The organism is Streptomyces sp. NPDC107500 (genome assembly GCF_055582785.1).
Map to the genome: position 1 here is coordinate 398,323 of NZ_JBVJPF010000003.1, position 21,691 is coordinate 420,013.

Below are 21,691 nucleotides of genomic sequence, written 5' to 3' on the forward strand. Positions count from 1 at the left end.
GTGTCTTTGCACCTGCCGGCGGTTCCTAGTCCCGGTCGCGGTCGGGGAGGAGCGGGTTCTCCGGCTCCGTCGTCCCGCCGCCGCCCGTGGGCGGTTCGGTGGACGGGCTGTTCGACGGCGACTGCGACGGTGACTGGGAGGGCGCCTCGGACGTCGGCGCCTCGGACGTCGGCTCCTCGGTCGTCGGTTCCTGGGAGGGCGACTCCTCCTGGGTCTCCTCCTGCGTCGGCGACTGGCTCGGCGACTGGCTGACCGACGGCGAGGTGCTCGGCTTCACCGCGGCGCCCTGCTTGGTGTCCAGGTCGAACTTGGTGACCTCGTCCATGACGCCGAAGGTGTACGCCGCCCAGATCTCCGCGGGGAAGCCGCCGCCGTTGACGCGGTAGTCGACGCCGCCGGCCTTGTACATCGGGACCTGGGCGTGGCTCTTGGGGTCCTCGCCGAAGAGGCCGACCGAGGTGACCAGGCCGGGGGTGAAGCCGGTGAACCAGGCCGACTTGTTGTCGTCGGACGTACCGGTCTTGCCGGCCACCTGCTGCCCGTCGCGCAGCGGGTTCTCCCGTACGGAGGTCCTGGCCGTACCGTCGTCGACCACGCCGGTGAGCACGGAGGTCACCGTGTCGGCGGCCTGCTTGCTGATCACCTGCTCGCCGATGGCCTCGGGTATCTCGATGGTGCGGTCCTTGTGCTCGACCGACTTGACGATCTGCGGGGTGACCTTCTTGCCGTGGTTGTCGAGGGTGGCGTAGACGCCGGCCATCTCCAGGGGGCTCGCCCCCATACTGCCCAGGGTCTGGGCGGGCACGGCCTGCTCGCCCTCGGTGTCCATGCCGAGTTCGGCCGCGACCTTCATCACCTCCGTCATGCTCACGTCGATGCCCATCTGGGCGAAGACGGAGTTGACGGACTTGTTCATCGCCTCCTGGACGTCGATGTCGCCGTAGTCGACGTCGTCCTCGTTGGGGGGCGCGAAGCCGACCTTCTGGTCGCCGTCCATCACGGGGCGCCTGCTGGTGCCGTCGTACAGGGTGTTGGCGGTGATCGGCACGCCGTCCTGGGTCTCGGCGTCCTGGTCGACGGCGGCGGCGAGGATCACCGGCTTGAAGGTGGAGGCGGGCTGGTAGTCGTCGCGGGTGGCGTTGTTCGTGTAGTGCTTCACGTAGTCCACGCCGCCGTACATCGCCAGGACCCCGCCGGTCTTCGGGTCGACGGACGCGGCGCCGGCCTGGACGTCGGCGTCGACGTCGCGCTTCTTCGGGTCGAGCTTGCCGGTGAGCTTGGCCTTGACCGACTTCTCCAGCGCGGCCTGCTTCTTCTTGTCGATGTTGAGGGTGACCGTGTAGCCGCCGAGGTCCACCAGGGCCTTGGCCTGTTCCATGTCCTCGGCGGCGCCCTGGGCGACGAGCTGCTTCTTGAGCGTGTAGTTGGCCGCGTCCACCAGATACCCGGTCTGGCCCTCCATCCCGGCGGCGGCCTTGGGCTCCTTGGGCACCGGGAACTTCATGCCCTGGCGCTCGCTCGCGCCCAGCCACTTCTGCTCGACCATGTTGTCCAGCACGTAGTTCCAGCGGTCCTGGGCCAGCTTCTTGCCGGTCTCGCTGGCGATCGCCCAGTCGTACTGGTTCGGGGCCTGGAGCAGCGCGGAGAGGTACGCGCCCTGTTCGACCGTCAGGTCCTCGGCGTCGACGCGGTAGTACGCCTGGGCGGCGGCCTGGATGCCGTAGGCGCCGCGGCCGTAGTAGCTGGTGTTCATGTAGCCGGCGAGGATGTAGTCCTTGGACTTCTCCCGGTCCAGCTTCAGGGAGATGACCAGCTCCTTGAGCTTGCGGGAGACGGTCTGCTCCTGCGACAGGTAGTAGTTCTTGACGTACTGCTGGGTGATCGTCGAGCCGCCCTGCGCGCCCTTGCCGGAGAGCGTGTTGAGTACGCCGCGCGTGGTCCCCTTGAGGTCGACGCCCGCGTCCTCGTAGAAGGTCTTGTTCTCGGCGGCGACGAAGCTGCGCTGGACGTCCTTGGGCACCTTGGCCAGGTCCACGATCTCGCGGTTGCGCTCGCCCGTGCGGGCCATGACGCTGCCGTCGCTGTACTTGTAGACGTTGCTCTGGAGATCGGCCTCGGGGTTGCCCTCGGGGATGTCGATCACCATGTACAGCACGATGAAGGCGCCCATGCCGAGCAGGCAGAGGCCGAAGAACGTGCCGACGATCTTCTTCCAGGTGAACAGGCGGCGTATGCCGCTCTTCCCGCCCGCGCCCGACGAACGGCGGTTTTTGGGCGCCGCGCGGCGGCCACCGCGCTGTCGCGCTTTTCTCTCTTCCGCTCGTCCCATGGGTCCGATCCGCTCCGCTTCGGTCATCCGTGTGCACGTCTCGCTCACGCGTCACACAGCTTCGTCGCTCAGGTCAGCTCAGAAAGCTAACACCGGGAGATATGACAAACGGCTACTGATCCGGCCTTGTACGGACGTGAGAATCAGCACCCGTTCCCTAGGAACCGACGTTCGAAGGGGGTTCAAGGTTGCCGCTCTCATGTAAAGTGATATCACTTAGCTAGATCGAAGATAAGGGGGACCACCCATGTCCACGCACGATGCCCCGCAGGTCACCGCGGATGTGCCCGAGATGCCGGCACCCCGCGTACGGGAGAACCAGGCGCACAGCATCGGCGGCGGCCTCGCGCTGCTGCTGGGGCTGGTCGGGCTGCTCGTCGGCGCCGGCCTGATCGTCTCCGCCACGGCGGTGTCCTCCACCGGCGGGAAGGCCGGGCTCATCATCGGAGGCATCGTGATCGCCATCGCGGCCTTCCTCGCGATGTGCGGGCTGAACATGGTCGCGCCGGGCGAGGCCCGCGTGGTGCAGCTCTTCGGCCGGTACCGGGGGACGATCCGGCAGGACGGCCTGCGCTGGGTGAACCCGTTCACCTCGCGCACCAAGATCTCGACCCGGGTGCGCAACCACGAGACGGCCGTCCTGAAGGTCAACGACGCCTACGGCAACCCGATCGAGCTGGCCGCGGTCGTGGTGTGGCGGGTGGAGGACACCGCGCAGGCCACCTTCGAGGTGGACGACTACATCGAGTTCGTCTCCACCCAGACCGAGGCGGCCGTCCGGCACATCGCCATCGAGTACCCGTACGACGCCCACGAGGAGGACGGCCTCTCGCTGCGCGGCAACGCGGAGGAGATCACCGAGAAGCTCGCCGTCGAGCTGCACGCGCGCGTGGAGGCGGCCGGCGTGCAGATCATCGAGTCCCGCTTCACGCACCTCGCGTACGCACCGGAGATCGCCTCGGCGATGCTCCAGCGGCAGCAGGCCGGCGCGGTGGTCGCGGCGCGGCGGCAGATCGTGGACGGCGCCGTCGGCATGGTCGAGGCCGCGCTCGCCCGGATCAGCGAGCAGGACATCGTGGAACTGGACGACGAGCGGAAGGCGGCCATGGTGTCCAACCTGATGGTCGTGCTCTGCGGGGACCGCGCCGCCCAGCCGGTCCTGAACACGGGCACGCTCTACCAGTGACGCCCCCGTCCGAGGGCTCGCCGCCCGAGGGCCCCCCGTCCGGGGGCCCCGCCCCGAAGCGCCGGCCGCAGCAGCGCAAGCAGGTACTGCTGCGGCTGGACCCCCAGGTGTACGAGGCACTGGCCCGCTGGGCGGGCGAGGACCTGCGCTCGGCCAACGCCCAGATCGAGTTCCTGCTCCGCAGGGCACTGGCGGAGGCCGGCCGGCTGCCCGGCGACGCGGGGCCGCTGCCACGCAGGGGCCGCCCGCCGCGAGGCGGCCCCGGACCCACGCCGCAGTCGTGACCGACCCCGACGAAGAGCCGCGCCCCGCACCCCGCGGAGGCGCGGCTTCCGTCGTTTCGGAACCGTGACAATCGGCTCCGACCTGCGGCTCCGTACCCCCGGGCACGGACTCTGCACAGGGCGTATACATACGGCGTATACACCGTGTGTAGAGTGCTCCGCATGTCCATCGGTCACACCCTTCTGGGACTCCTGGAGTCGGGGCCACGCCACGGTTACGACCTGAAGCGCGCCTTCGACGAGAAGTTCGGTCACGACCGGCCGCTCCACTACGGCCAGGTCTATTCGACGATGTCCCGCCTGCTGAAGAACGGCCTCGTCGTCGTCGACGGCATAGAGGCGGGCGACGGCCCCGAGCGCAAGCGGTACGCCATCACCGACGCGGGGATCACCGACGTACAGCAGTGGCTCGCCACGCCGGAGAAGCCCGAGCCGTACCTCCAGTCGACGCTGTACACCAAGGTCGTCCTCGCGCTGCTCACCCACCGCGACGCCGCCGACATCCTCGACACCCAGCGGTCGGAGCACCTGCGCAGCATGCGCATCCTCACCGACCGCAAGCGCAAGGGCGACCTCGCCGACCAGCTCGTCTGCGACCACGCCCTGTTCCATCTGGAGGCCGACCTGCGGTGGCTGGAGCTGACCGCGGCGCGACTCGACAAGCTCCGTGAGGCGGTGGCCCGATGACTCCCCCCGCAGGTTCCCTGCTCTCGGCCGAACAGCTGCGCAAGGCGTACGGCCCCACTCTCGCCCTCGACGGCGCGGAGTTCTCCATCCACCCCGGCGAGGTCGTCGCCGTGATGGGTCCCTCCGGCTCCGGCAAGTCGACGCTGCTGCACTGCCTCGCCGGCATCGTGCCGCCCGACTCGGGGACCATCACGTACAACGCGCGTGAGCTGTCCGCCATGAGCGACTCCGAGCGCAGCGCCCTGCGCCGCTCCGAGTTCGGGTTCGTGTTCCAGTTCGGCCAGCTCGTGCCGGAGCTGACCTGCGTCGAGAACGTCGCCCTCCCGCTGCGCCTGAACGGCACCTCCCGCAAGGAGGCCGAGCGGGCCGCGCTGTCCTGGATGGAGCGGCTGGAGGTCGACGACCTGCGCAAGAAGCGGCCCGGCGAGGTCTCCGGCGGCCAGGGCCAGCGGGTCGCGGTGGCGCGGTCCCTGGTCACCAGCCCTCGCGTTCTCTTCGCCGACGAGCCGACCGGCGCGCTGGACTCCCTCAACGGCGAGCGCGTGATGGAACTCCTCACGGACGCCGCGCGCTCCACCAACGCGGCCGTGGTCCTGGTCACGCACGAGGCGCGGGTGGCGGCCTACTCCGACCGCGAGATCGTCGTACGGGACGGCAAGTCCCGGGACATGGAGCGCGTCGTATGAACCTGCGCCAGTGGGCCGCGGACCTCATGCTGGGCGTCCGCTTCGCCTTCACCGGCGGCCGCGAGGGGTGGACCCGGGCCGCACTGACGGCCGTCGGCGTCGGCCTCGGCGTGGCGCTGCTCCTGCTGACGACCGCCGTCCCGAACGCGCTCGAGGTCCGGCACGAACGGGAGAGCGACCGAACCGACTTCAACTTCTCCCTGGAGCGGATACCGAAGGCCGACGACACCCTCGTGGTCGCCGACGTCGACACCGACTTCCGGGACAAGAACGTGCGGGGCCGGGCACTGGAGGCCGAGGGGCCGCGGGCTCCGCTGCCGCCGGGCCTGGAGAAGTTCCCGGCGGTCGGCGAGATGACGGTCTCCCCCGCGCTGAAGGAGTTGCTGGAGTCGGACTCGGGCGCGCTGCTGCGTGAGCGGCTGCCGGACCGGATCGTCGGCACCATCGGGGAGAGCGGGCTGATCGGCTCGAGCGAACTCGCCTTCTACCGGGGCGGCGACGGGCTCGCTCCGCGGATCGACGGCAGCATGGTCACCCGTATCGACCGGTTCGGGGACCCGGATCCGGGCGAGGAGGAGTCCGATCCGGTACTCCTGCTGCTGATCCTGGTCGTCTTCGTGGTGCTGCTGATGCCGGTCGCCGTGTTCATCGCCGCGGCCGTGCGATTCGGCGGCGAGCGGCGGGACCGGCGCCTGGCCGCGCTCCGGCTGGTGGGTTCCGACAGCCGCATGACCCGGCGGATCGCCGCCGGCGAGGCCCTGGCGGGCGCGGTGCTCGGGCTGGTCTTCGGCGCCGGATTCTTCCTGGTCGGGCGCCAGCTCGCGGGCTCGGCCGAGGTGTTCGACATCAGCGTGTTCCCGAGCTACCTGAACCCGTCTCCGCTGCTGGCGCTGCTGGTCGCGGTGGCGGTCCCGGCGGCGGCGGTGCTGGTGACGCTGCTCGCCCTGCGCGGGGTGGTCATCGAACCGCTCGGCGTGGTCCGCTCGGGGCGGCCGGCCCGGCGCCGGCTGTGGTGGCGGCTGCTGCTGCCGCTGGCCGGGCTGGCGCTGCTCTACCCGATGATCGGCAACGGGCGCGAAGGCGGTGACTTCAACCAGTACATGGTCACCGGCGGTGTGGTGCTGCTCCTGGTCGGTGTGACCGCGCTGCTGCCGTGGATCGTGGAGAGGGTCGTGGCGCGGCTCGGCGCCGGCGGGGTGGCCTGGCAACTGGCCGTACGCAGACTCCAGATGAGCAGCGGTACGGCGGCCCGCATGGTCAACGGCATCGCGGTGGCCGTCGCCGGGGCGATCGCGCTGCAAATGCTGTTCACCGGCGTGGACGGCGACTACACCAAGCCCACCGGGCAGGACTTGTCGCAGGCCCAGATGGAGGTGCAGCTGCCGAGCGACGTGCCGGTGGCCCCGGCCGCCGAGAAGCTGCGGAACACCAAGGGTGTGAAGGCGGTCTTCGACTACTCCGAGGGCTGGGTCGGCGACCGTGCCCGGGAACCGGAGAACGGCACGACGATGACGGTGGGCACCTGCGCGTCACTGCGGGAGATCGCCAAGCTCGGTTCGTGCGCGGACGGGGACGTGTTCGCCGTCCGGGGTGCCGAGTGGGACGGCGACGTGGACCCCACGAAGATGGCGGTGGCGGGCCGGAAGCTGTACGTCGACCCGTCCTACGAGGGCGGCCCGAGAAGCCGGGAGGCCCCCTGGACGGTGCCGGGGGGCGTGAAGACGGCGAAGCCGCGTCTCGGACTGCTGGCCGGGACCGACCGGGGCGGGTTCCTGCTCACGCCGAAGGCGATGTCGTCCGCGATGGCTCCCGCCCTCGAAGGGCACGCCTACCTCCGGCTCGACGAGTCGGTGCCGGACGTGAAGGACCACGTCCGGAACACCACGGAGGCCGTCCACCCGCTGGCCGACGCCGTGACGTGGTCCGCGACGGAGCGCACCGACCGGTTCGACGCCATCCGCACCGGGCTGTTCGTCGGGGCGACCTGTGTGCTGGCGCTGATCGGTGCCAGTCTGCTGATCTCGCAGCTGGAGCAGTTGCGCGAGCGCAAGAAGCTCCTGTCGGCCCTGGTCGCCTTCGGCACCCGGCGCCGCACACTGAGCCTGTCGGTGCTGTGGCAGACGGCGATCCCCATCGCGCTGGGCCTGCTGCTGGCCTCGGTGGTCGGCCTGACCCTGGGCACGGTCCTCCTGAAGATGACGGACACCCCGGTCCGCGTCGACTGGACCGGCGTGCTGTCCATGGCCGGCATCGGCGCGGCGGTCGTCCTGGCGGTGACGCTGTGCAGTCTGCCTCCGCTGCTGCGGCTGATGCGGCCGGAGGGGTTGCGCACCGAGTAGCCGCGCGGGCGGCGGGTGTGGGGGTCCGTGTCCACGGGGCGCGGGCCCCACACGCGCGCCCGGGCCCGCACGGAGTACGGGACGGGCGGGCCTCAGGCGGCGACCGAAGTACGGAACGGGCGGGGCCTCAGGTGGCGACCGTCCGTACCGGCAGGTCCCCCATCGCCTCCCGCAGCGCCGCGGCCAGCTCCTCGTACTCCGCGCCGCGCGCCGCGCCCGTGCGCATGGTGAGGGCGATGCGGCGGGTCGGGGCCGGGTCGGTGAAGGAGGCGGTGAGGAGCTGGGTGGAGCGGGAGGTCTCCACGCGGACCGCGGTGCGGGGCAGCAGGGTGACCCCGAGGCCGCCCGCCACCAGCTGGACCAGGGTGGACAGACCGGCGGCCGTGGTCGTCGCGGGGACACCCGCGCGGCCCGCCTCCCGGCAGATGTCCAGCGCCTGGTCGCGCAGGCAGTGGCCCTCGTCGAGCAGCAGCAGGTTCAGCTCGCGCAGCACCGAGCGGTCGATCCCCTCCCTGCCGCCGAGCCGGTGGTCGAGCGGGGTGACGAGCACGAAGTCCTCGTCGAAGAGGGGGAGTTCGGTCACGCCGGGCACGCCGAGCGGGACGGCGAGCAGCAGCAGGTCGAGGCGGCCGGTGGTGAGGCCGTCCAGGAGGCTCGCGGTCTGTTCCTCGTGGACCTGGAGGTCCAGGTCGGGGTAGCGGTCGTGGACGAGGCGCAGCACCGTCGGCAGCAGGTAGGGCGCCACGGTCGGGATGACGCCGAGCCGCAGCGCGCCGGTGAAGGGCGCGCGTACCGCCTCCGCCTCCTCCAGCAGCGCGCCGACCTCCGCCAGTACGGCCTTCGCCCGCACCGCGAGCCGGGCGCCGGCCGGCGAGAGCAGTACCTTGCGCGTCGTGCGCTCCAGGAGGGTGACACCCAGTGCCTCCTCCAACGCGGAGACGGCGCCCGAGAGGGCGGGCTGGCTCATCCCGATCGCCGCGGCGGCGTCGCGGAAATGCAGGTGCTCCGCGACCGCGTCGAAAGCCCGCAGCTGGGCGAGGCTGGGCTGCCTCTTCTTACTGGACACTAATAGCCACCTCCGATCAACTCGACCGAGTGTAGCTATTTCACTAATCAATGCACCCTGTGCCAACATCAAGAACGTCCAACCCATGGGAAACACCAGCAAAACGGGTGTTTCCTCGCTGCAAGGAGAGCGCGTGCTCACTGTCGGTGACAAGTTCCCCGAGTTCGATCTGACCGCCTGCGTCTCGCTGGAGAAGGGCGAGGAGTTCCAGCAGATCAACCACAAGACCTACGAGGGTCAGTGGAAGGTCATCTTCGCGTGGCCCAAGGACTTCACCTTCGTGTGCCCGACCGAGATCGCCGCCTTCGGCAAGCTGAACGACGAGTTCGCCGACCGCGACGCCCAGGTCCTCGGCTTCTCCGGCGACTCCGAGTTCGTCCACCACGCCTGGCGCAAGGACCACGACGACCTGCGTGACCTGCCCTTCCCGATGATGGCGGACTCCAAGCACGAGCTGATGCGCGACCTCGGCATCGAGGGCGAGGACGGCTTCGCCAAGCGCGCCGTGTTCATCGTGGACCAGAACAACGAGATCCAGTTCTCCATGGTGACCGCCGGCTCGGTCGGCCGTAACCCCAAGGAGGTCCTGCGGGTCCTCGACGCCCTGCAGACCGACGAGCTCTGCCCGTGCAACTGGAGCAAGGGCGACGAGACCCTCGACCCGGTCGCGCTGCTCTCGGGAGAGTGATCTGACGTGTCCCTCGACTCCCTGAAGTCCGCCGTCCCGGACTACGCCAAGGACCTCAAGCTCAACCTGGGCTCGGTCATCGGCAACTCCGACCTCCCGGCGCAGCAGCTGTGGGGCACCGTGCTGGCGACCGCGATCGCCTCGCGCTCCCCCATCGTGCTGCGCGAGCTGGAGCCGGAGGCGAAGGCCAACCTCACGCCGGAGGCGTACAAGGCCGCCAAGTCGGCCGCCGCCGTGATGGCGATGAACAACGTCTTCTACCGCACCCGGCACCTGCTGTCGGACCACGAGTACGGCACCCTGCGCGCCGGTCTGCGGATGAACGTCATCGGCAACCCGGGCGTCGACAAGGTCGACTTCGAGCTGTGGTCCTTCGCGGTCTCCGCCATCAACGGCTGCGGCATGTGCCTGGACTCGCACGAGCAGGTGCTCCGCAAGGCCGGTGTGGACCGCGAGACGATCCAGGAGGCGTTCAAGATCGCCGCCGTCGTCGAGGCCGTCGGTGTCACGCTGGACGCCGAGGCGGTCCTGGCCGACCAGTAGTCCCGCCAGGCGGCACGCGTACGACGGGCCCCGTCCACCTTCGGGTGGGCGGGGCCCGTCGCTTCGTCAGGACCGTCGAGCCGCCGGGACCTACGCCGGGGAGGCGTCCGACTGCGGCTCCACCTCCGGCGGCGGCGGCTTCGGCGGATCCGTCGCCGGTGAGGCGTCCGCGGCGGTCGCCCCGTGCGGCTTGGGCGTCTGCCGCAGGGCGGCCTCGCGGGAGTACGCCCGCAGGTAGCCCACGACGGTGTTCGTCACCGCCACCAGCGGTACGGCGACCACGGCGCCGCCGATGCCGGCGATCATGCCGCCGGCGGCCACGGACAGCACCACGGCCAGCGGGTGGACGCGCACCGCGCGCCCGAGGATGAACGGCTGGAGGATGTGCCCCTCGATCTGCTGCACCGCCAGCACCACCACGAGGGTCATGACCGCCGCGAACACGCCCTGCGTCACCAGCGCCACGACGACCGCGAGCGCCCCCGAGATCACCGCGCCGACCAGCGGGATGAAGGCGAACAGGAAGATGAACACGGCCAGCGGCACGGCCATCGGCACGTCGAGGAAGTAGATGCCGAGGCCGATGAAGATGGCGTCGATCAGCGCCACGATCACCGTGCCCCGCACGTACGCCGTCAGCGTCCGCCAGGCGCGCGGGCCGGCACCGGCGACGCCCGGCCGGGCCGCCGCGGGCACCAGCTTCAGCGTCCACTGCCAGATGCGCTTGCCGTCGTAGAGCAGGAAGAGCGTCGAGAAGGCGGCCAGCAGGATGCCGGTGAGCGCCTCGACGACTACCGTGACGCCCTCCAGACCGGCGGACGTTATCTGGTCGGTGTTGGCGCCGACCGCCTCGCGCAGGTTCTTGGCGATCTCGTTGATCTGCTTGTCGGTGACGTGGAAGGGGCTGTTCAGCAGCCAGTTGCGCAGTTCGTCGATGCCGTCCTGGACCTGGTCGGAGAGGTTGTCGATGTTCTCCATGACCTGCCAGGTGACGAACCAGCCGATCAGGCCCATCACCACGAACCCGAGGATCGCGGTCAGGGCGGTGGCCGGCCCGCGCGGGACCCCGTGCCGGCGCAGCCACGCCACGGCCGGCTGGAGCAGCGCCGTGATCAGCAGGGCGGCGACGAACGCCAGCACCACCAGCTGCACGGCGCTGATGACCCGCATGAGCACCCACACGGTGCCGGCCAGGACCAGCAGCCGCCACCCGGCCTCCGCGGCGACCCGTACGCCCCAGGGCACGGCCTGCGCGGGGTCGGGGCGGTCACGGACCACGACCGCGTGGTGCGTGGCGGCGTACTCGTACGCCGCTTCCTCGGGGGTCGGCCGCCCCTGGTCGGAGGCACCCACTCCCGTGTCGTCGGCGGCGTCCCGCCGCGCCTCCTGGCGGCGCTGCTCCAACCGCCCGCTCATCTGGGTCAGTCCGGCGCCGAGCCGGCCGAGCCACCCTGGCACTCGCGACATGATCCGTCCTCTTCCCCCGTCTTTCCCCACCACTCCCCCCGGAGTCGTCCGGTCCGACCGTACATGGCGGCAACGCGAAAGCCCCTCACCGTAGGACGGAGAGGGGCTGCGCGAGGTTGAGCGGTGTCCGCGCCGGGCGGACCGGCGGGCTCAGTACCAGTGGTTGGCCTGCCAGAAGGCCCAGGCCTCACACGGGCTGCCGTAGCGGCCGTCCATGTAGCTGAGGCCCCACTTGATCTGGGTGGCCGGGTTGGTGCGCCAGTCGGCACCCGCGGAGGCGTACTTGCCCGCGGGGAGGGCCTGGAAGAGGCCGTAGGCACCGGAGGAGGGGTTCACGGCCTGGTAGTTCCAGCTGGACTCGTGGTCCACGATGTTGCTGAAGCACTGGAACTGACCGCTGGGCACCATCTGACGGGCCATCGCCTGGATCTGGCCGGTGCTGTAGGAGCTCTGGACGGCGAAGCTGGTGGAGTCGCGCTGGGCGTCGCGACTGGCCGCCTCCTTCTCCTCCTGGCGCTTCTTGGCGGCCTCCTCGGCAGCCTGCTTGGCCTTCTCCTGCTTGGCCACGGCGGTCTTGGCGGCTGCCTTGCGGGCGGCTTCCTCCGCGCCCTTCTTGGCGGTCGCGTCCGCGGCGATGGCCTGCACGTCGGCCTGCTGAGTCAGGGACGCGGTCTGCACCTGCGCCTGCTCACCCATGGGGATGTCGGCGAGCAGCGTCGTGCCTGCTGCCGTCGCCTCCGCGTCGTTGTTCTGCGCGGTGCTGCCCGAGGCAACTCCGACGACGCTTCCGACAGCGGTGACCGCCGTGGCCGAGGCCACTGCGAATCCCCGGACCGAGATCCGGCTCACACGGTTTCCTTCCAGCATCGCCCGCTTCGGTGACCCTCGCGGACGCAATCGTGCCCCTGGCGCTGGCCTCCCCAACTACTGGTCACGGGAGGCACGGGCCCGGTGGACAACTCTCCTCGCGGAGAGCGCCGTGTGGTGCTCGGGCGGCATACGACGCTGCTATGGAGTTGAGGCTGGTGCTTCTGTGGTGCCGTACCGCTGGGGGTACAGGTGTGTCGTATGCGGGGCCTGACAGGAATGAGACTCTGCCGTAACCCGACGGGGTGAGGCAATTCTGTGTTGCGTGTGAAAGCTCACATCCCGTTTGGCCCAAGGGATTCTCGGAAACGCACACACGCCGCGGCGCCGCCCGGCTAGGCTCTTGGCCTTTCCGGACGGCGCCGATTGTCGGACAACCGACCCGTCACGGGTCGGAGTTCGCGGATGGTTCAGAGACGGGTCAGATGTGACCGTCCTCCAGCATTTCGGTCACCAGCGCCGCGATCTGGGACCTCTCGGAGCGCGTCAGGGTGACGTGCGCGAAGAGCGGATGCCCCTTCAGCTTCTCGACCACGGCGACGACTCCGTCGTACCTCCCCACCCGCAGGTTGTCCCGCTGGGCCACGTCGTGGGTCAGTACGACCCGTGAATTGGCGCCGATCCGGGACAGCACGGTCAGCAGGACGTTCCGCTCCAGGGACTGGGCCTCGTCCACGATGACGAACGCGTCGTGCAGCGAGCGCCCGCGGATGTGGGTGAGCGGCAGGACCTCCAGCATCCCGCGCGCGGTGACCTCCTCGATGACCTCGCGGCTGGTGACCGCCGACAGCGTGTCGAAGACCGCCTGTGCCCAGGGGCTCATCTTCTCGGCCTCGGATCCCGGCAGATAGCCGAGTTCCTGCCCGCCGACCGCGTAGAGGGGACGGAAGACCATCACCTTCTGGTGCTGCCGGCGCTCCAGGACCGCTTCCAGGCCCGCGCACAGCGCCAGCGCCGACTTGCCGGTGCCGGCCCGGCCGCCCATCGACACGATGCCGACGTCCGGGTCGAGGAGCAGGTCGAGCGCGATTCGCTGCTCGGCGCTGCGGCCCTTGATGCCGAACGCCTCCCGGTCGCCGCGCACCAGCCGGACGTTGCCGTCGGGCGTGACCCGGCCGAGGGCCTTGCCGCGCTCCGACTGGATGGTCAGACCGGTGTGCACGGGCAGCTCGGCGGCCTCGGGGACGTAGACGTGCCCCTCCTCGAAGAGGATGTCCACCTGCTCGCCGGGGAGCGTCAGTTCGGACATCCCGGTCCAGCCGGAGGCGTCCGTGATGGCCAGCTCGGCGCGGTACTCCTCGGCGAGCAAGCCAACGGAGGACGCCTTGATCCTGAGCGGGAGATCCTTGGAGACGACGGTGACGTCGAACCCCTCCGCCTGCAGATTGCGGGCGACCGCGAGGATGCGGGAGTCGTTGTCCCCCAGGCGGTAGCCGCTGGGCAGCACGCTGGGGTCCGAGTGGTTGAGCTCGACACGGACGGTGCCGCCGAGGTCCCCGATCGGAATGGGGGCGTCGAGGCGACCGTGCCGGACCCGGAACTCGTCGAGCAGGCGCAGGGCCTGCCGGGCGAAGTAGCCGAGTTCGGGATGGTGCCGTTTGGCCTCCAGCTCCGTGACCACGACGATGGGGAGCACGACCTCGTGCTCGTCGAAGCGGGACAGAGCGTTCGGGTCGGCCAGCAGGACGCTGGTGTCGAGAACGTAGGTGCGCCGATCTGGCTTGTGGCGCTTTGTGCTGGTCACCACGGAAGGACGTACCCCCTCGGATGAGGTCGGGGAGCGACGGAGTGGACGCTGGGCCGGGAGGGCGTGAATGAGCCGACGGGTCCAGGACCTGGCGGACGCAGACCCTTGGGGCCGCCCTGCACTGGCGCGGACCGTGGGCCGGTCCTCCGCCGCGACTTCCGTGCCGTGACCGCACGGTGGGGCTGGTGCAAAGGGCCTCCCGGGCGGACGGCTCCGTGCCGTCCGCTGAGGATCCGACACCCGTGGTTCGGGCGTCGACCTGCTTGCCTTATGCCCTGGAACGAGCGCGGCCATGCCACGACCCAGGAGGGCGCACCGGTGAACTCCTCGTTACGGGAGTCCCGCAGGGATCCCGTACGGAGCCCGCTCGGACCTCGCATGGAGCCAATTGGGACCCCTTGGGGGCCCGCGACGGGGGCGCGGCCGACGGGCGGGCGGGGCGGGCGGGCCGGCCCCCGGGCGGGGACCCGCGGCCGGGCAGAAAAAACGGGCCGGTCCGTGGGGGGGATACGGACCGGCCCGAGGGGGGGTTTCCACCATAACCCTTTGTAAGTGATGCTGCGTGCATCGGCGTGCCACAACTACTCTCCGGAGTCGGACCGCGACGCCAGGATGCCCCCGGAAGCGCCCATTCCGCCCTGAATCATGGCCAAAACACAGCCGTCCCCCGGGCGCACACCGGATACACAGCGAATACACCGCGGATTCACAGGTGGATGGAGTGACGAGAGGGCCGATCCCGGAGCCGGCCCCCATCCCCCGACCGGGTGACGCGTGGGGTGCACGCCCGCTTGACCCGGCACCGCGCAGCCCCCTCCACTGCGCGGTGCCTCACGCGCAGCTTTGCTCACGCGAATCAGTTGGCCCGAATCTACGTGACCCGCTCGCATGGAACGGACCCGAGGAGGACAACGATGAATAACGATGTGGAAACCCTGTGAGGATCAGGGGGCGATTTCGCACCCTCACTCCGGTCACCACGACCTTTGCGAAGGCACGCCCCATACGCCCGGATAGCTCCCACCCCACCACGCCCATTGGGACGAAACCCGTCCTACTGCTCCCCTAACGTCACCTCATGACGAAGACGACGCGGATCACTTGGGCCGCCGCGAGCGCACGGCGCCTCGAACGACAGTTCCTGGCCAAGTCCGCCCGAACGGGCACCCCGGCCGCCGACGTCGCCGCCGCGATGCTCGGCGTCCACGCCCAGGTCCTGTCCGCGGCCGAACTGTCGGTGGGGCTGCGGACCGAGGACATCACCCGGGTGGACGTACGGAACGCCTTGTGGCCGCCCGCCTCACCCACCGCGCCCGGCCCGGCCCCGTCACTGGTCAAGACGCACGGCCCGCGCGGGACGGTGCACCTGCTCCCGGCCCGCGACCTCCCGATGTGGTGCGCCGCGCTGCCCGCGGTCCCCGACGGCTCGGGCCCCTTCGCGCCCGACGTACGCCTCACCGAGGACCAGGCCGGGCAGGTCGTGGCGGCGATCGGCGACGCGCTCGACGGCAGGTTCCTGACCATCGACGAACTCGGCGAGGAGGTCGTCGCCCGCACCGGTCCCTGGGCCGGCGACCTGGTGATGCCCGCCTTCCAGACCATGTGGCCACGCTGGCGCCAGGTCCTGCACCGGGCGGGCCACTGCGGCGCCCTCGCGTTCGGCCCCAACCGCGGCCGCAAGGTGACGTACACCCGCCCACCGCACTTCACCCCGCTCCCGCCCGAGGAGGCGACGCGCCTCCTGGCCCTCCGCCACCTGCGGGCGTACGGCCCCGCCACACCCCAGCACTTCGCCCGCTGGCTGGCCGCGCCACCCGCCTGGGCGAGGAGCCTGTACGAGCAGCTGGCCGGCGCGGGCGAGATCGAGGAGGTCGACTTCGAGGGGACACCGTCGTGGGTGGCGGCCGGCGACACCGACTTCCCCGCCGCCCCGGAGCGGGAGGACCTGGTACGCGGGGTACGCCTGCTCCCGTACTTCGACGCGTACGTCATCGCCGCCCAGCCGCGGGAGCTGCTCTTCCCCGGCGCGGCCTACGAGCGGGCGCTCGCGGGCGGGCAGGCCGGCAACTTCCCCGTACTGCTGGTCGACGGCGTCGCGGCGGGCGTCTGGCACCAGTTGCGCCGGGGCCGCCGTACGACGGTCACGGTGGAACCGCTCGGCCGCCTGACGGCACGGCAGGAACGGGAACTGGCGGCGCGGGCGGAACGGGTGGGGGAGGTTCTGGAGGCGCGTGCGGAGCTGGTGATCGGAGAGGTACGGGTGGGCGCGCACGCATGAAGGCCGGCTCCGCCGTCGCCGATGGACTCAGCTGCCGAGCGGCTTGCGCAGGTCGAAGAGGTGCCGCGCGCTGTGCGCCACGAACGGCCCCTCGGCCTCGATGCGCTCGTGCAGGTCGCGCAGCCGGTCGCGGTACTCCTCGACGGTGAAGCCGGGGACCATCCAGACGACCTTGCGCAGGAAGTGGACGACGGCGCCGACATCGAGGAACTCCATCCGCAGCCGCTCCGCCCGCAGACCGACGACCTCGAGCCCGGCGGCCTCGGCGTCGGCACGCTCGCGCTCGGGGTCGCGATGGCCGTAGCTCTCCCGGGGCAGCGGCCCGAGAAAGTACTCGACCAGCTCGAAGACGCTGGCGGGACCGACGTGCTGGGCGAAGTAGGTGCCGCCGGGCGCGAGTACGCGGGCGATCTCGCCCCAGTGCGGCTGGACCGGGTGCCTGCTGACGACGAGATCGAAGGCACCGTCGGCGAAGGGCAGGGGCACGTCGTCGGGCGAGGCGACGACGGGAACACCGCGGGGCCGCAGCAGCCGGGTGGCCTTGGCGACGTTGGGCGCCCAGCCCTCGGTGGCGACGACGAGCGGGGGCCGGCGCTCGACCCCGCCCTTCTGGAGGGCGAAGTCCAGTACCTCCCCTCCCCCGGTCTGCACGTCCAGCACGGCGGTGGCCTCGGTCAGCCGCCCCGCCATGGACAACGCGTACCCCCAGGACGGCCGCGCCTCGGTGGCCCGCCCCTCGAACCAGGAGAAGTCCCACCCCTCGGTGGACACGGAGGCGCCTTCGGCGAGGAGCTCGTCGAAGGTACGGGGGCGAGGCTGGGAGGACATGCGGGCGGATCCGTTCGATGCGCTGAGAGGAATTGCGAAGTATCAGAGGATTACGAGGATAGGGCGGGCGGGCTGGCTACTTCACCAGGGGCCGGACCTCCTCGGCGGCGAACCGCACGAACGCCTCCGGGTCGGGCTCGTCCCCGGTCGGCTGGAGGATCACGGTGTCGGCGCCGGCCTCGGCCAACCGCCCCACGGCCTCGGCAACGGCCTCCGCGTCCCCCGCGACCCCGAGGCCGGGGACGTCGGCGTCGCCCTCGGCGACCAGTTCGGCCCGCAGCCGCTCGGCCGCGCCGGACCCGGTGGCGGTGAGGAGATAGACGACGACCGTGTGCGCGTCCGTCCGCCCGGCGGCCTCCCGCCCCTCGTCGATGAGCCGCCGGGCCCGTCGGACCCCGTCGGGCGGGGTGGACGCCGTGAGCACGGTCCCGTCGGCGGCCTCACCGGCCAGCCGCAGCGAACGGGGTCCGGTGGCGCCGGCGAACACGTCGACGGCTCCGGCGGGCGGCCAGTCGAGCGCGACGTCGTCGAGCCGGACGTAGCGCCCCTCGGTCGTTACCCGCTGTCCGTCCAACAGGCCCCTCAGAGCCAGCAGATACTCGCGCAACAGAGTCACGGGCGACTCGACCCGCGCCCCCACCTGCCCCATCCAGTCCTGCACCCCGTGCCCGACGCCGAGAACGGCCCGGCCGGGGAACAGCCGGTGCAGGGTGGCGGCCTCCATCGCGGTGATGGCGACGTTGCGCAGGGGGACGGGGAGCAGTCCGACCCCGACCCGGACCCGTTCGGTCCACGCGAGCGCGGCGGCGAGGGTGGAGATCCCACCCTCACGGAAGCAGTCCTCCCAGAGCCACAGCTCCTCCAGCCCGGCCTCCTCGGCGACGCGAGCCACGGAACGCAGCCGCTCGGGGGCGAGCTGGGGGCGGAATACGGCACCGAGTCCAGTCATGCCCCTCTTCCTACCCGCGCCCCGCCCCACCGGACAACAGCATTACGCCTCCGCCGCCAGCGGATCGGCAAACCTGACGGTCTCGACAACCTGCCGCAGAATCGCCCGGTACTCACCCCGCCGCGCCGGCACGGTGGTACTCAACGTGAACACGGCCATGCGCTTGCAGTCCGGGTGAGGGAGGTGGGCGTGGACTTGAAGGAGAGGGAGCTGGGGGAGGCCGCTGCCGGGGGTGGGACCCAGGGTGGTCTCACTGAGGGTGGCGGGGCCGCTGGGCAGATCGACGTACTCGATGCGGCTGTGCCCGACGGATGCGGTCACTGCGCGGGCCGCGGTCGCCGCTCGGGGGGCTGCCGCGGTGGCGTGCCAGGTGATGGTGAGGAAGGAGAGCAGATGGGCGGCCGCACCCGACGCATCGACGTCGTCGCGATGCAGCCCGACCGAGCAGTGGACCGTACCGAATTGGCACAACGCCGCCAGCATCTGCTGTCCCTGCGCCAACTGTGCGACAAACCCCTGCCGAGCCAGCTCACTGGGCACGGCATCGAGCAACGGTGCGACGGCCACCCGCAACCCTTCGGCGGCCGGCGAAGGGTTCGGCGAGCAGGGCGTCGAGCGGCAGGGCGATGAAGCCGGGCGGTTCGGCGAACCATAGCTCGGCGTACGGATCGTCGACGGAATCGTGAAGAACAATCGCTGGGGTGCTCACCCAAGGCCTCTCGGTACTGTTCAGGGTCGGATGGGGTAAACACCTGCACGTCGACCACGTTCGATGTCGTCAGGAGTCGCACACCAGTCGGTGAAGTTCTGCCCGCTCCCTTCAGCGATTCGTTGTTCAATTACATGTAGACGCCGCGGAGCGGTAGTGTGCCGCGCAAGCGCCCCGATAACTCCAATAAAACGCGGGTCTCCCGCAAACCAGACCGTGTCAATCTGGGCCTTCAAGTTGGGGTCGGCATGTGGGTCCATGCGCTTTGCCCACCATCGCGTGCGGAGATGCGAGGCAAAAACAAGAGGCAACCGATGGTCAGGGCGAGCCGGGTTCGAAAACTCGAACCAGCCGTACTGGCCGCTCGACACCTCTGGACGGTCGGTAAGACCTCGTGGAATATCGCGCACGAAGCTCCATGGGTACGCGCGAAGCACTCGAAGCATCAGGAAGGCCGTCGAAACGGTCTTCACCTGAACGGCTACCCTGTAGGGAGCATAGAGAAAGTACGGAAGACACAACCACGCCACCCACTGAGCCGTGTAGGTGGAGACCGCAAGAAGCAAAACCCAGCCGGCAACCCAGCAGAGACCTGAGGCCACAGCTACCACCACGTGAAGACCCCAAGCCCGTCGAGTTGGGGCGTGATCCCAGGCAGTGGGACACAGGGCGGGATCCAATGCGTAGCTCCTTCGATGTCGTGTCAGAAGACATGCCGAACAAGGCCGATGATTCCGCCGTTATCGAGGATGAGACGTGACCCGTCGATTCCTGCGACAGTACCGTCCTTAATTCCGTCATCCTCTGCATCTACCACTGCGTTGTACAGCCCAAAACCCGCGGTCGCCACACCAGTCGCGCCCGACGCCAGGGCAACGCGATTCGCCACCTTCGCGGGTTCACTGAAGCCACGTACCGCTCGCGCGATCAACTGATTGTCCAGTCCGACAATAAGTTGCGCTTCTTCAAAGGTCTTCGACCCGTAGGTGGCTGCCCTCTGCCAAAAGTCGAGCGAGTGACTACTTGCCCCGAGAGCACGTGTTGCCTTGATACCGCCCTTTGCTACGGAGCCGAGGCCAGGCAACGCCCCTGCTGCGTCTCCTCCGACCGAGACAGCGTTACTCCAGAATTCGGCATCAAACTCACCCTTGGCAACACCGTCCAACAACGACGCGCGAACTTCGGGATCGCTCAGTCGAAGGAGTAGCGCCGAGGCACTGAGCCCTGAGGCACCCAGCATCAGCGCCGCGACCGTCGCGACCCCCCACCCCATCGGCCCCGCCAAAAGCAGCGCCGCCACCCCGACCAACCCCGCCGTGAAGCTGAGGATGTCCGGCAGGTTGTCGCCCAGCCAGTCCAGGGCCTCGTCGAACCACCCCGGCTCATGCGGCACCAACTTCTTCGTGGCGTCACGGATCTTGCGCGCCCGGTGCCCCGCCCTCTCCTCATGCTCCCCGGCCAGCCTCTTCGCCTTGCCGATGACCTTGTTCAGCTCGTCCTGGGCATCGTCCAGGTCACCTTTCGCACGCGTGAGGACCTTCGGGTCGGCGTCGTCACCCCCCTTGTCCACGCGCCCCTGCGCCCGCTCCACCGCCGCCCGCGCGTCCCTCGCGTCCTCCTCCAGCTTCCTGGCCCGCCGCTGGAGGTCACCGAGCTCGCCTTCCCAGCGGTCGAGTTGCCGGGCCGCCTTGCGGATGGAGTGCGCCGCGTTCTTGAGGTTCAGCGGAAGGGGCCCACCGTCGAGCTGCTCGCGGAAGGCGACGGCGGCGTCGCCCTTCCAGTAGCTGCCGTCGAGCAGCTTGGTGACGAGGTCGTACGCCTCTTGGAGAACCTTGGCGCACCCGCTGAGCTTCTTCTCGAGCCCCCGCACGGCCTCCGTGTCGCCCGGCACCGGATTGAACCCGAGATGCGGATAGCTCGGGTTCGGCATGCGCGGCGCGGACTTCAACCCCTGCGGCTTGTCCAGATCCGCCCGCGACCGCGGATCGAGCGCGGCGCCGTACGGGTCGTTCCCGGCCGTCGCGGTCACTTGGCGCCGCCGCCCTTGCCGTCGCGCGAGGCCCGCACCGCCTCCTCGAGCGCCTTGTCCACCTCGAGGTAGCTGTCCTTGCTCTTGCCGATGATCTCGGCGAGGTCCTCCGTCTGCTTGCCGATCTCCTCGGAGCCGTACTTCCAGTCCTCCTGGAAGGACTCGCACGCGGAGTCGAGATCATCCGTACCTAGCCCAACGATCGTGGCGTCGGACAACGCCTTGCGCACACCCCTGAGCGAGCTCGACGACCGCTTCAGCGACTTCATGAACCGCCCGAGCTCGTCCCCATCGACAACCAGCCGCTCCGCCACGTACCCCGTCCCCTCTCACCGGCCCACCCGCACCGATGTGAGGAACGACGTCATCCAGGATTCGTGGCGCGGCTACGCCCGTCGCCCCTCGCCAGGGGGCGACATTCCGCACTGACGGCTGTCGACCCGTGTGAGCGGTTGACGGTGGAGAGCGGGCCGGAGGTCGTGGAAGCCACCGGCTGTGGGGGTCCGGCAGGCCGCGCACGACAACACCCTCACTCCGCCTGACACTCGCCGGCGCGCCGCGTCGAGAGGATCTGAGAGGTCTGCCAGATCCGGGTGACGGACGTCTTGGCGACCTCACCAGTCGCCTTGTCCTTGCTGAAGCCCTTGCTCTCGTCCGCGCAGAAGGTGAGGACGGCCGAGTCCGCGTCCTTGAGCGCGACCTTCCGATCGAAGTACCGAACCTCGCCGGTCAAGGTCGCATTGGCCTTCTCGAACTGCGCGACCCAGGACACCGCGGCGCCCAATGCCTTGCCCCTGTTGTAGAAGCCGACCGCCTCGCCGGCGGGGTCTGTTCCGGCGATCGCGGCGTCCACAGCCCGCATCCGCTCCGCACTGTCGGCGAGCACCGCGTCCCCCGTCGTCCCATCTTCGAACGCCAGCCTCAGAAAGGCCGGGGGGACCCCGACGCGTCGCTACCCTTGTCAGCCCCCGCCTTCCTGTCCTCCTGCGATGCACCGCCGTCGCCTGCG

General features: G+C 70.0%; 19 protein-coding genes. 8 read left to right on the forward strand and 11 right to left on the reverse strand.

Features of this window, described 5'->3' with window-relative positions:
* Positions 1 to 25 precede the first annotated feature (25 nt).
* Positions 26 to 2,329, reverse strand: a complete 2,304-nt coding sequence (locus ACZ67M_RS13390) for a transglycosylase domain-containing protein (protein ID WP_392010341.1) — start codon at positions 2,327 to 2,329, stop codon at positions 26 to 28.
* A gap of 247 nt (positions 2,330 to 2,576) precedes the next feature.
* Here ACZ67M_RS13390 and ACZ67M_RS13395 point away from each other — a divergent pair, with 247 nt between their 5' ends.
* From ACZ67M_RS13395 to ACZ67M_RS13415, 5 genes are all read left to right on the forward strand, one after another.
* The gene (locus ACZ67M_RS13395; RefSeq protein WP_361352237.1) at positions 2,577 to 3,515 is read left to right on the forward strand and encodes an SPFH domain-containing protein; all 939 of its coding nucleotides are present in this window, start codon (positions 2,577 to 2,579) and stop codon (positions 3,513 to 3,515) included.
* Entirely contained in the window at positions 3,461 to 3,799 is a 339-nt protein-coding gene (locus ACZ67M_RS13400) for a type II toxin-antitoxin system antitoxin (RefSeq protein WP_469851340.1), read from the forward strand. The genes ACZ67M_RS13395 and ACZ67M_RS13400 overlap by 55 nt, the downstream gene beginning before the upstream one ends.
* A gap of 162 nt (positions 3,800 to 3,961) precedes the next feature.
* Complete coding sequence (locus ACZ67M_RS13405; protein WP_122616012.1) at positions 3,962 to 4,486, forward strand: PadR family transcriptional regulator; 525 nt, start codon at positions 3,962 to 3,964, stop codon at positions 4,484 to 4,486.
* Positions 4,483 to 5,172 (forward strand): ABC transporter ATP-binding protein, encoded by a 690-nt coding sequence (locus ACZ67M_RS13410; protein WP_125492687.1) that lies wholly within the window; start codon positions 4,483 to 4,485, stop codon positions 5,170 to 5,172. Before ACZ67M_RS13405 ends, ACZ67M_RS13410 begins: the two co-directional genes overlap by 4 nt.
* On the forward strand, positions 5,169 to 7,511 hold the full coding sequence (locus ACZ67M_RS13415; RefSeq protein WP_469850924.1) for an ABC transporter permease: 2,343 nt from the start codon (positions 5,169 to 5,171) through the stop codon (positions 7,509 to 7,511). The genes ACZ67M_RS13410 and ACZ67M_RS13415 overlap by 4 nt, the downstream gene beginning before the upstream one ends.
* 127 nt (positions 7,512 to 7,638) lie before the next feature.
* Here the strand turns inward: ACZ67M_RS13415 and ACZ67M_RS13420 are convergent, their stop codons facing one another.
* Positions 7,639 to 8,577 carry a LysR substrate-binding domain-containing protein gene (locus tag ACZ67M_RS13420; RefSeq protein WP_469850926.1) on the reverse strand — a complete coding sequence of 313 codons (939 nt, stop codon included), beginning with the start codon at positions 8,575 to 8,577 and terminating at the stop codon, positions 7,639 to 7,641.
* A 133-nt stretch (positions 8,578 to 8,710) separates the two neighbouring features.
* Between ACZ67M_RS13420 and ACZ67M_RS13425 the strand changes: the two genes are divergently transcribed.
* Together ACZ67M_RS13425 and ACZ67M_RS13430 are read left to right on the forward strand one after the other, a co-directional pair.
* Positions 8,711 to 9,265, forward strand: a complete 555-nt coding sequence (locus ACZ67M_RS13425) for a peroxiredoxin (protein WP_122616009.1) — start codon at positions 8,711 to 8,713, stop codon at positions 9,263 to 9,265.
* A gap of 6 nt (positions 9,266 to 9,271) precedes the next feature.
* Positions 9,272 to 9,808 (forward strand): alkyl hydroperoxide reductase, encoded by a 537-nt coding sequence (locus ACZ67M_RS13430; RefSeq protein ID WP_361352251.1) that lies wholly within the window; start codon positions 9,272 to 9,274, stop codon positions 9,806 to 9,808.
* Positions 9,809 to 9,898: 90 nt separating this feature from the next.
* Here ACZ67M_RS13430 and ACZ67M_RS13435 read toward each other — a convergent pair whose 3' ends face one another.
* From ACZ67M_RS13435 to ACZ67M_RS13445, 3 genes are all read right to left on the reverse strand, one after another.
* A complete protein-coding gene (locus ACZ67M_RS13435) occupies positions 9,899 to 11,275 on the reverse strand; it encodes an AI-2E family transporter (protein WP_361352254.1) in 1,377 nt (458 codons plus the stop codon).
* Between the two features lie 150 nt (positions 11,276 to 11,425).
* Positions 11,426 to 12,124 carry an aggregation-promoting factor C-terminal-like domain-containing protein gene (locus tag ACZ67M_RS13440; protein WP_361352256.1) on the reverse strand — a complete coding sequence of 233 codons (699 nt, stop codon included), beginning with the start codon at positions 12,122 to 12,124 and terminating at the stop codon, positions 11,426 to 11,428.
* Between the two features lie 439 nt (positions 12,125 to 12,563).
* Positions 12,564 to 13,889, reverse strand: a complete 1,326-nt coding sequence (locus ACZ67M_RS13445) for a PhoH family protein (RefSeq protein ID WP_361352259.1) — start codon at positions 13,887 to 13,889, stop codon at positions 12,564 to 12,566.
* 1,078 nt (positions 13,890 to 14,967) lie between these two features.
* Between ACZ67M_RS13445 and ACZ67M_RS13450 the strand changes: the two genes are divergently transcribed.
* Positions 14,968 to 16,167 (forward strand): winged helix DNA-binding domain-containing protein, encoded by a 1,200-nt coding sequence (locus ACZ67M_RS13450; RefSeq protein ID WP_469850929.1) that lies wholly within the window; start codon positions 14,968 to 14,970, stop codon positions 16,165 to 16,167.
* Between the two features lie 27 nt (positions 16,168 to 16,194).
* Here ACZ67M_RS13450 and ACZ67M_RS13455 read toward each other — a convergent pair whose 3' ends face one another.
* The 6 genes from ACZ67M_RS13455 to ACZ67M_RS13480 all read right to left on the reverse strand — a co-directional run bounded on the left by ACZ67M_RS13455 (position 16,195) and on the right by ACZ67M_RS13480 (position 21,568).
* Entirely contained in the window at positions 16,195 to 16,995 is an 801-nt protein-coding gene (locus tag ACZ67M_RS13455; protein WP_469850931.1) for a class I SAM-dependent methyltransferase, read from the reverse strand.
* 76 nt (positions 16,996 to 17,071) lie between these two features.
* Positions 17,072 to 17,944, reverse strand: a complete 873-nt coding sequence (locus tag ACZ67M_RS13460) for an LLM class flavin-dependent oxidoreductase (RefSeq protein ID WP_469850932.1) — start codon at positions 17,942 to 17,944, stop codon at positions 17,072 to 17,074.
* Positions 17,945 to 17,986: 42 nt separating this feature from the next.
* Entirely contained in the window at positions 17,987 to 18,511 is a 525-nt protein-coding gene (locus ACZ67M_RS13465) for a hypothetical protein (protein ID WP_469850934.1), read from the reverse strand.
* Between the two features lie 845 nt (positions 18,512 to 19,356).
* Positions 19,357 to 20,682: a putative T7SS-secreted protein gene (locus ACZ67M_RS13470; protein WP_469850936.1), complete on the reverse strand. Its 1,326-nt coding sequence runs from the start codon at positions 20,680 to 20,682 to the stop codon at positions 19,357 to 19,359.
* Positions 20,679 to 20,951, reverse strand: coding sequence for a hypothetical protein (locus tag ACZ67M_RS13475; RefSeq protein ID WP_392010316.1), 273 nt, complete (start codon positions 20,949 to 20,951; stop codon positions 20,679 to 20,681). The genes ACZ67M_RS13470 and ACZ67M_RS13475 overlap by 4 nt, the downstream gene beginning before the upstream one ends.
* Positions 20,952 to 21,211: 260 nt before the next feature.
* A complete protein-coding gene (locus tag ACZ67M_RS13480; RefSeq protein ID WP_469850938.1) occupies positions 21,212 to 21,568 on the reverse strand; it encodes a hypothetical protein in 357 nt (118 codons plus the stop codon).
* Between the last annotated feature and the right edge of the window lie 123 nt (positions 21,569 to 21,691).

What these genes read in the sequence shown, in the direction of transcription:
- ACZ67M_RS13390 (WP_392010341.1), bottom strand. Translation starts at nt 2,329, where the DNA reads ATGGGACGAGCGGAAGAGAGAAAAGCGCGACAGCGCGGTGGCCGCCGC.
- ACZ67M_RS13395 (WP_361352237.1), top strand. Translation starts at nt 2,577, where the DNA reads ATGTCCACGCACGATGCCCCGCAGGTCACCGCGGATGTGCCCGAGATG.
- ACZ67M_RS13405 (WP_122616012.1), top strand. Translation starts at nt 3,962, where the DNA reads ATGTCCATCGGTCACACCCTTCTGGGACTCCTGGAGTCGGGGCCACGC.
- ACZ67M_RS13410 (WP_125492687.1), top strand. Translation starts at nt 4,483, where the DNA reads ATGACTCCCCCCGCAGGTTCCCTGCTCTCGGCCGAACAGCTGCGCAAG.
- ACZ67M_RS13415 (WP_469850924.1), top strand. Translation starts at nt 5,169, where the DNA reads ATGAACCTGCGCCAGTGGGCCGCGGACCTCATGCTGGGCGTCCGCTTC.
- ACZ67M_RS13435 (WP_361352254.1), bottom strand. Translation starts at nt 11,275, where the DNA reads ATGTCGCGAGTGCCAGGGTGGCTCGGCCGGCTCGGCGCCGGACTGACC.
- ACZ67M_RS13450 (WP_469850929.1), top strand. Translation starts at nt 14,968, where the DNA reads ATGACGAAGACGACGCGGATCACTTGGGCCGCCGCGAGCGCACGGCGC.
- ACZ67M_RS13455 (WP_469850931.1), bottom strand. Translation starts at nt 16,995, where the DNA reads ATGTCCTCCCAGCCTCGCCCCCGTACCTTCGACGAGCTCCTCGCCGAA.
- ACZ67M_RS13460 (WP_469850932.1), bottom strand. Translation starts at nt 17,944, where the DNA reads ATGACTGGACTCGGTGCCGTATTCCGCCCCCAGCTCGCCCCCGAGCGG.
- ACZ67M_RS13475 (WP_392010316.1), bottom strand. Translation starts at nt 20,951, where the DNA reads ATGAAGTCGCTGAAGCGGTCGTCGAGCTCGCTCAGGGGTGTGCGCAAG.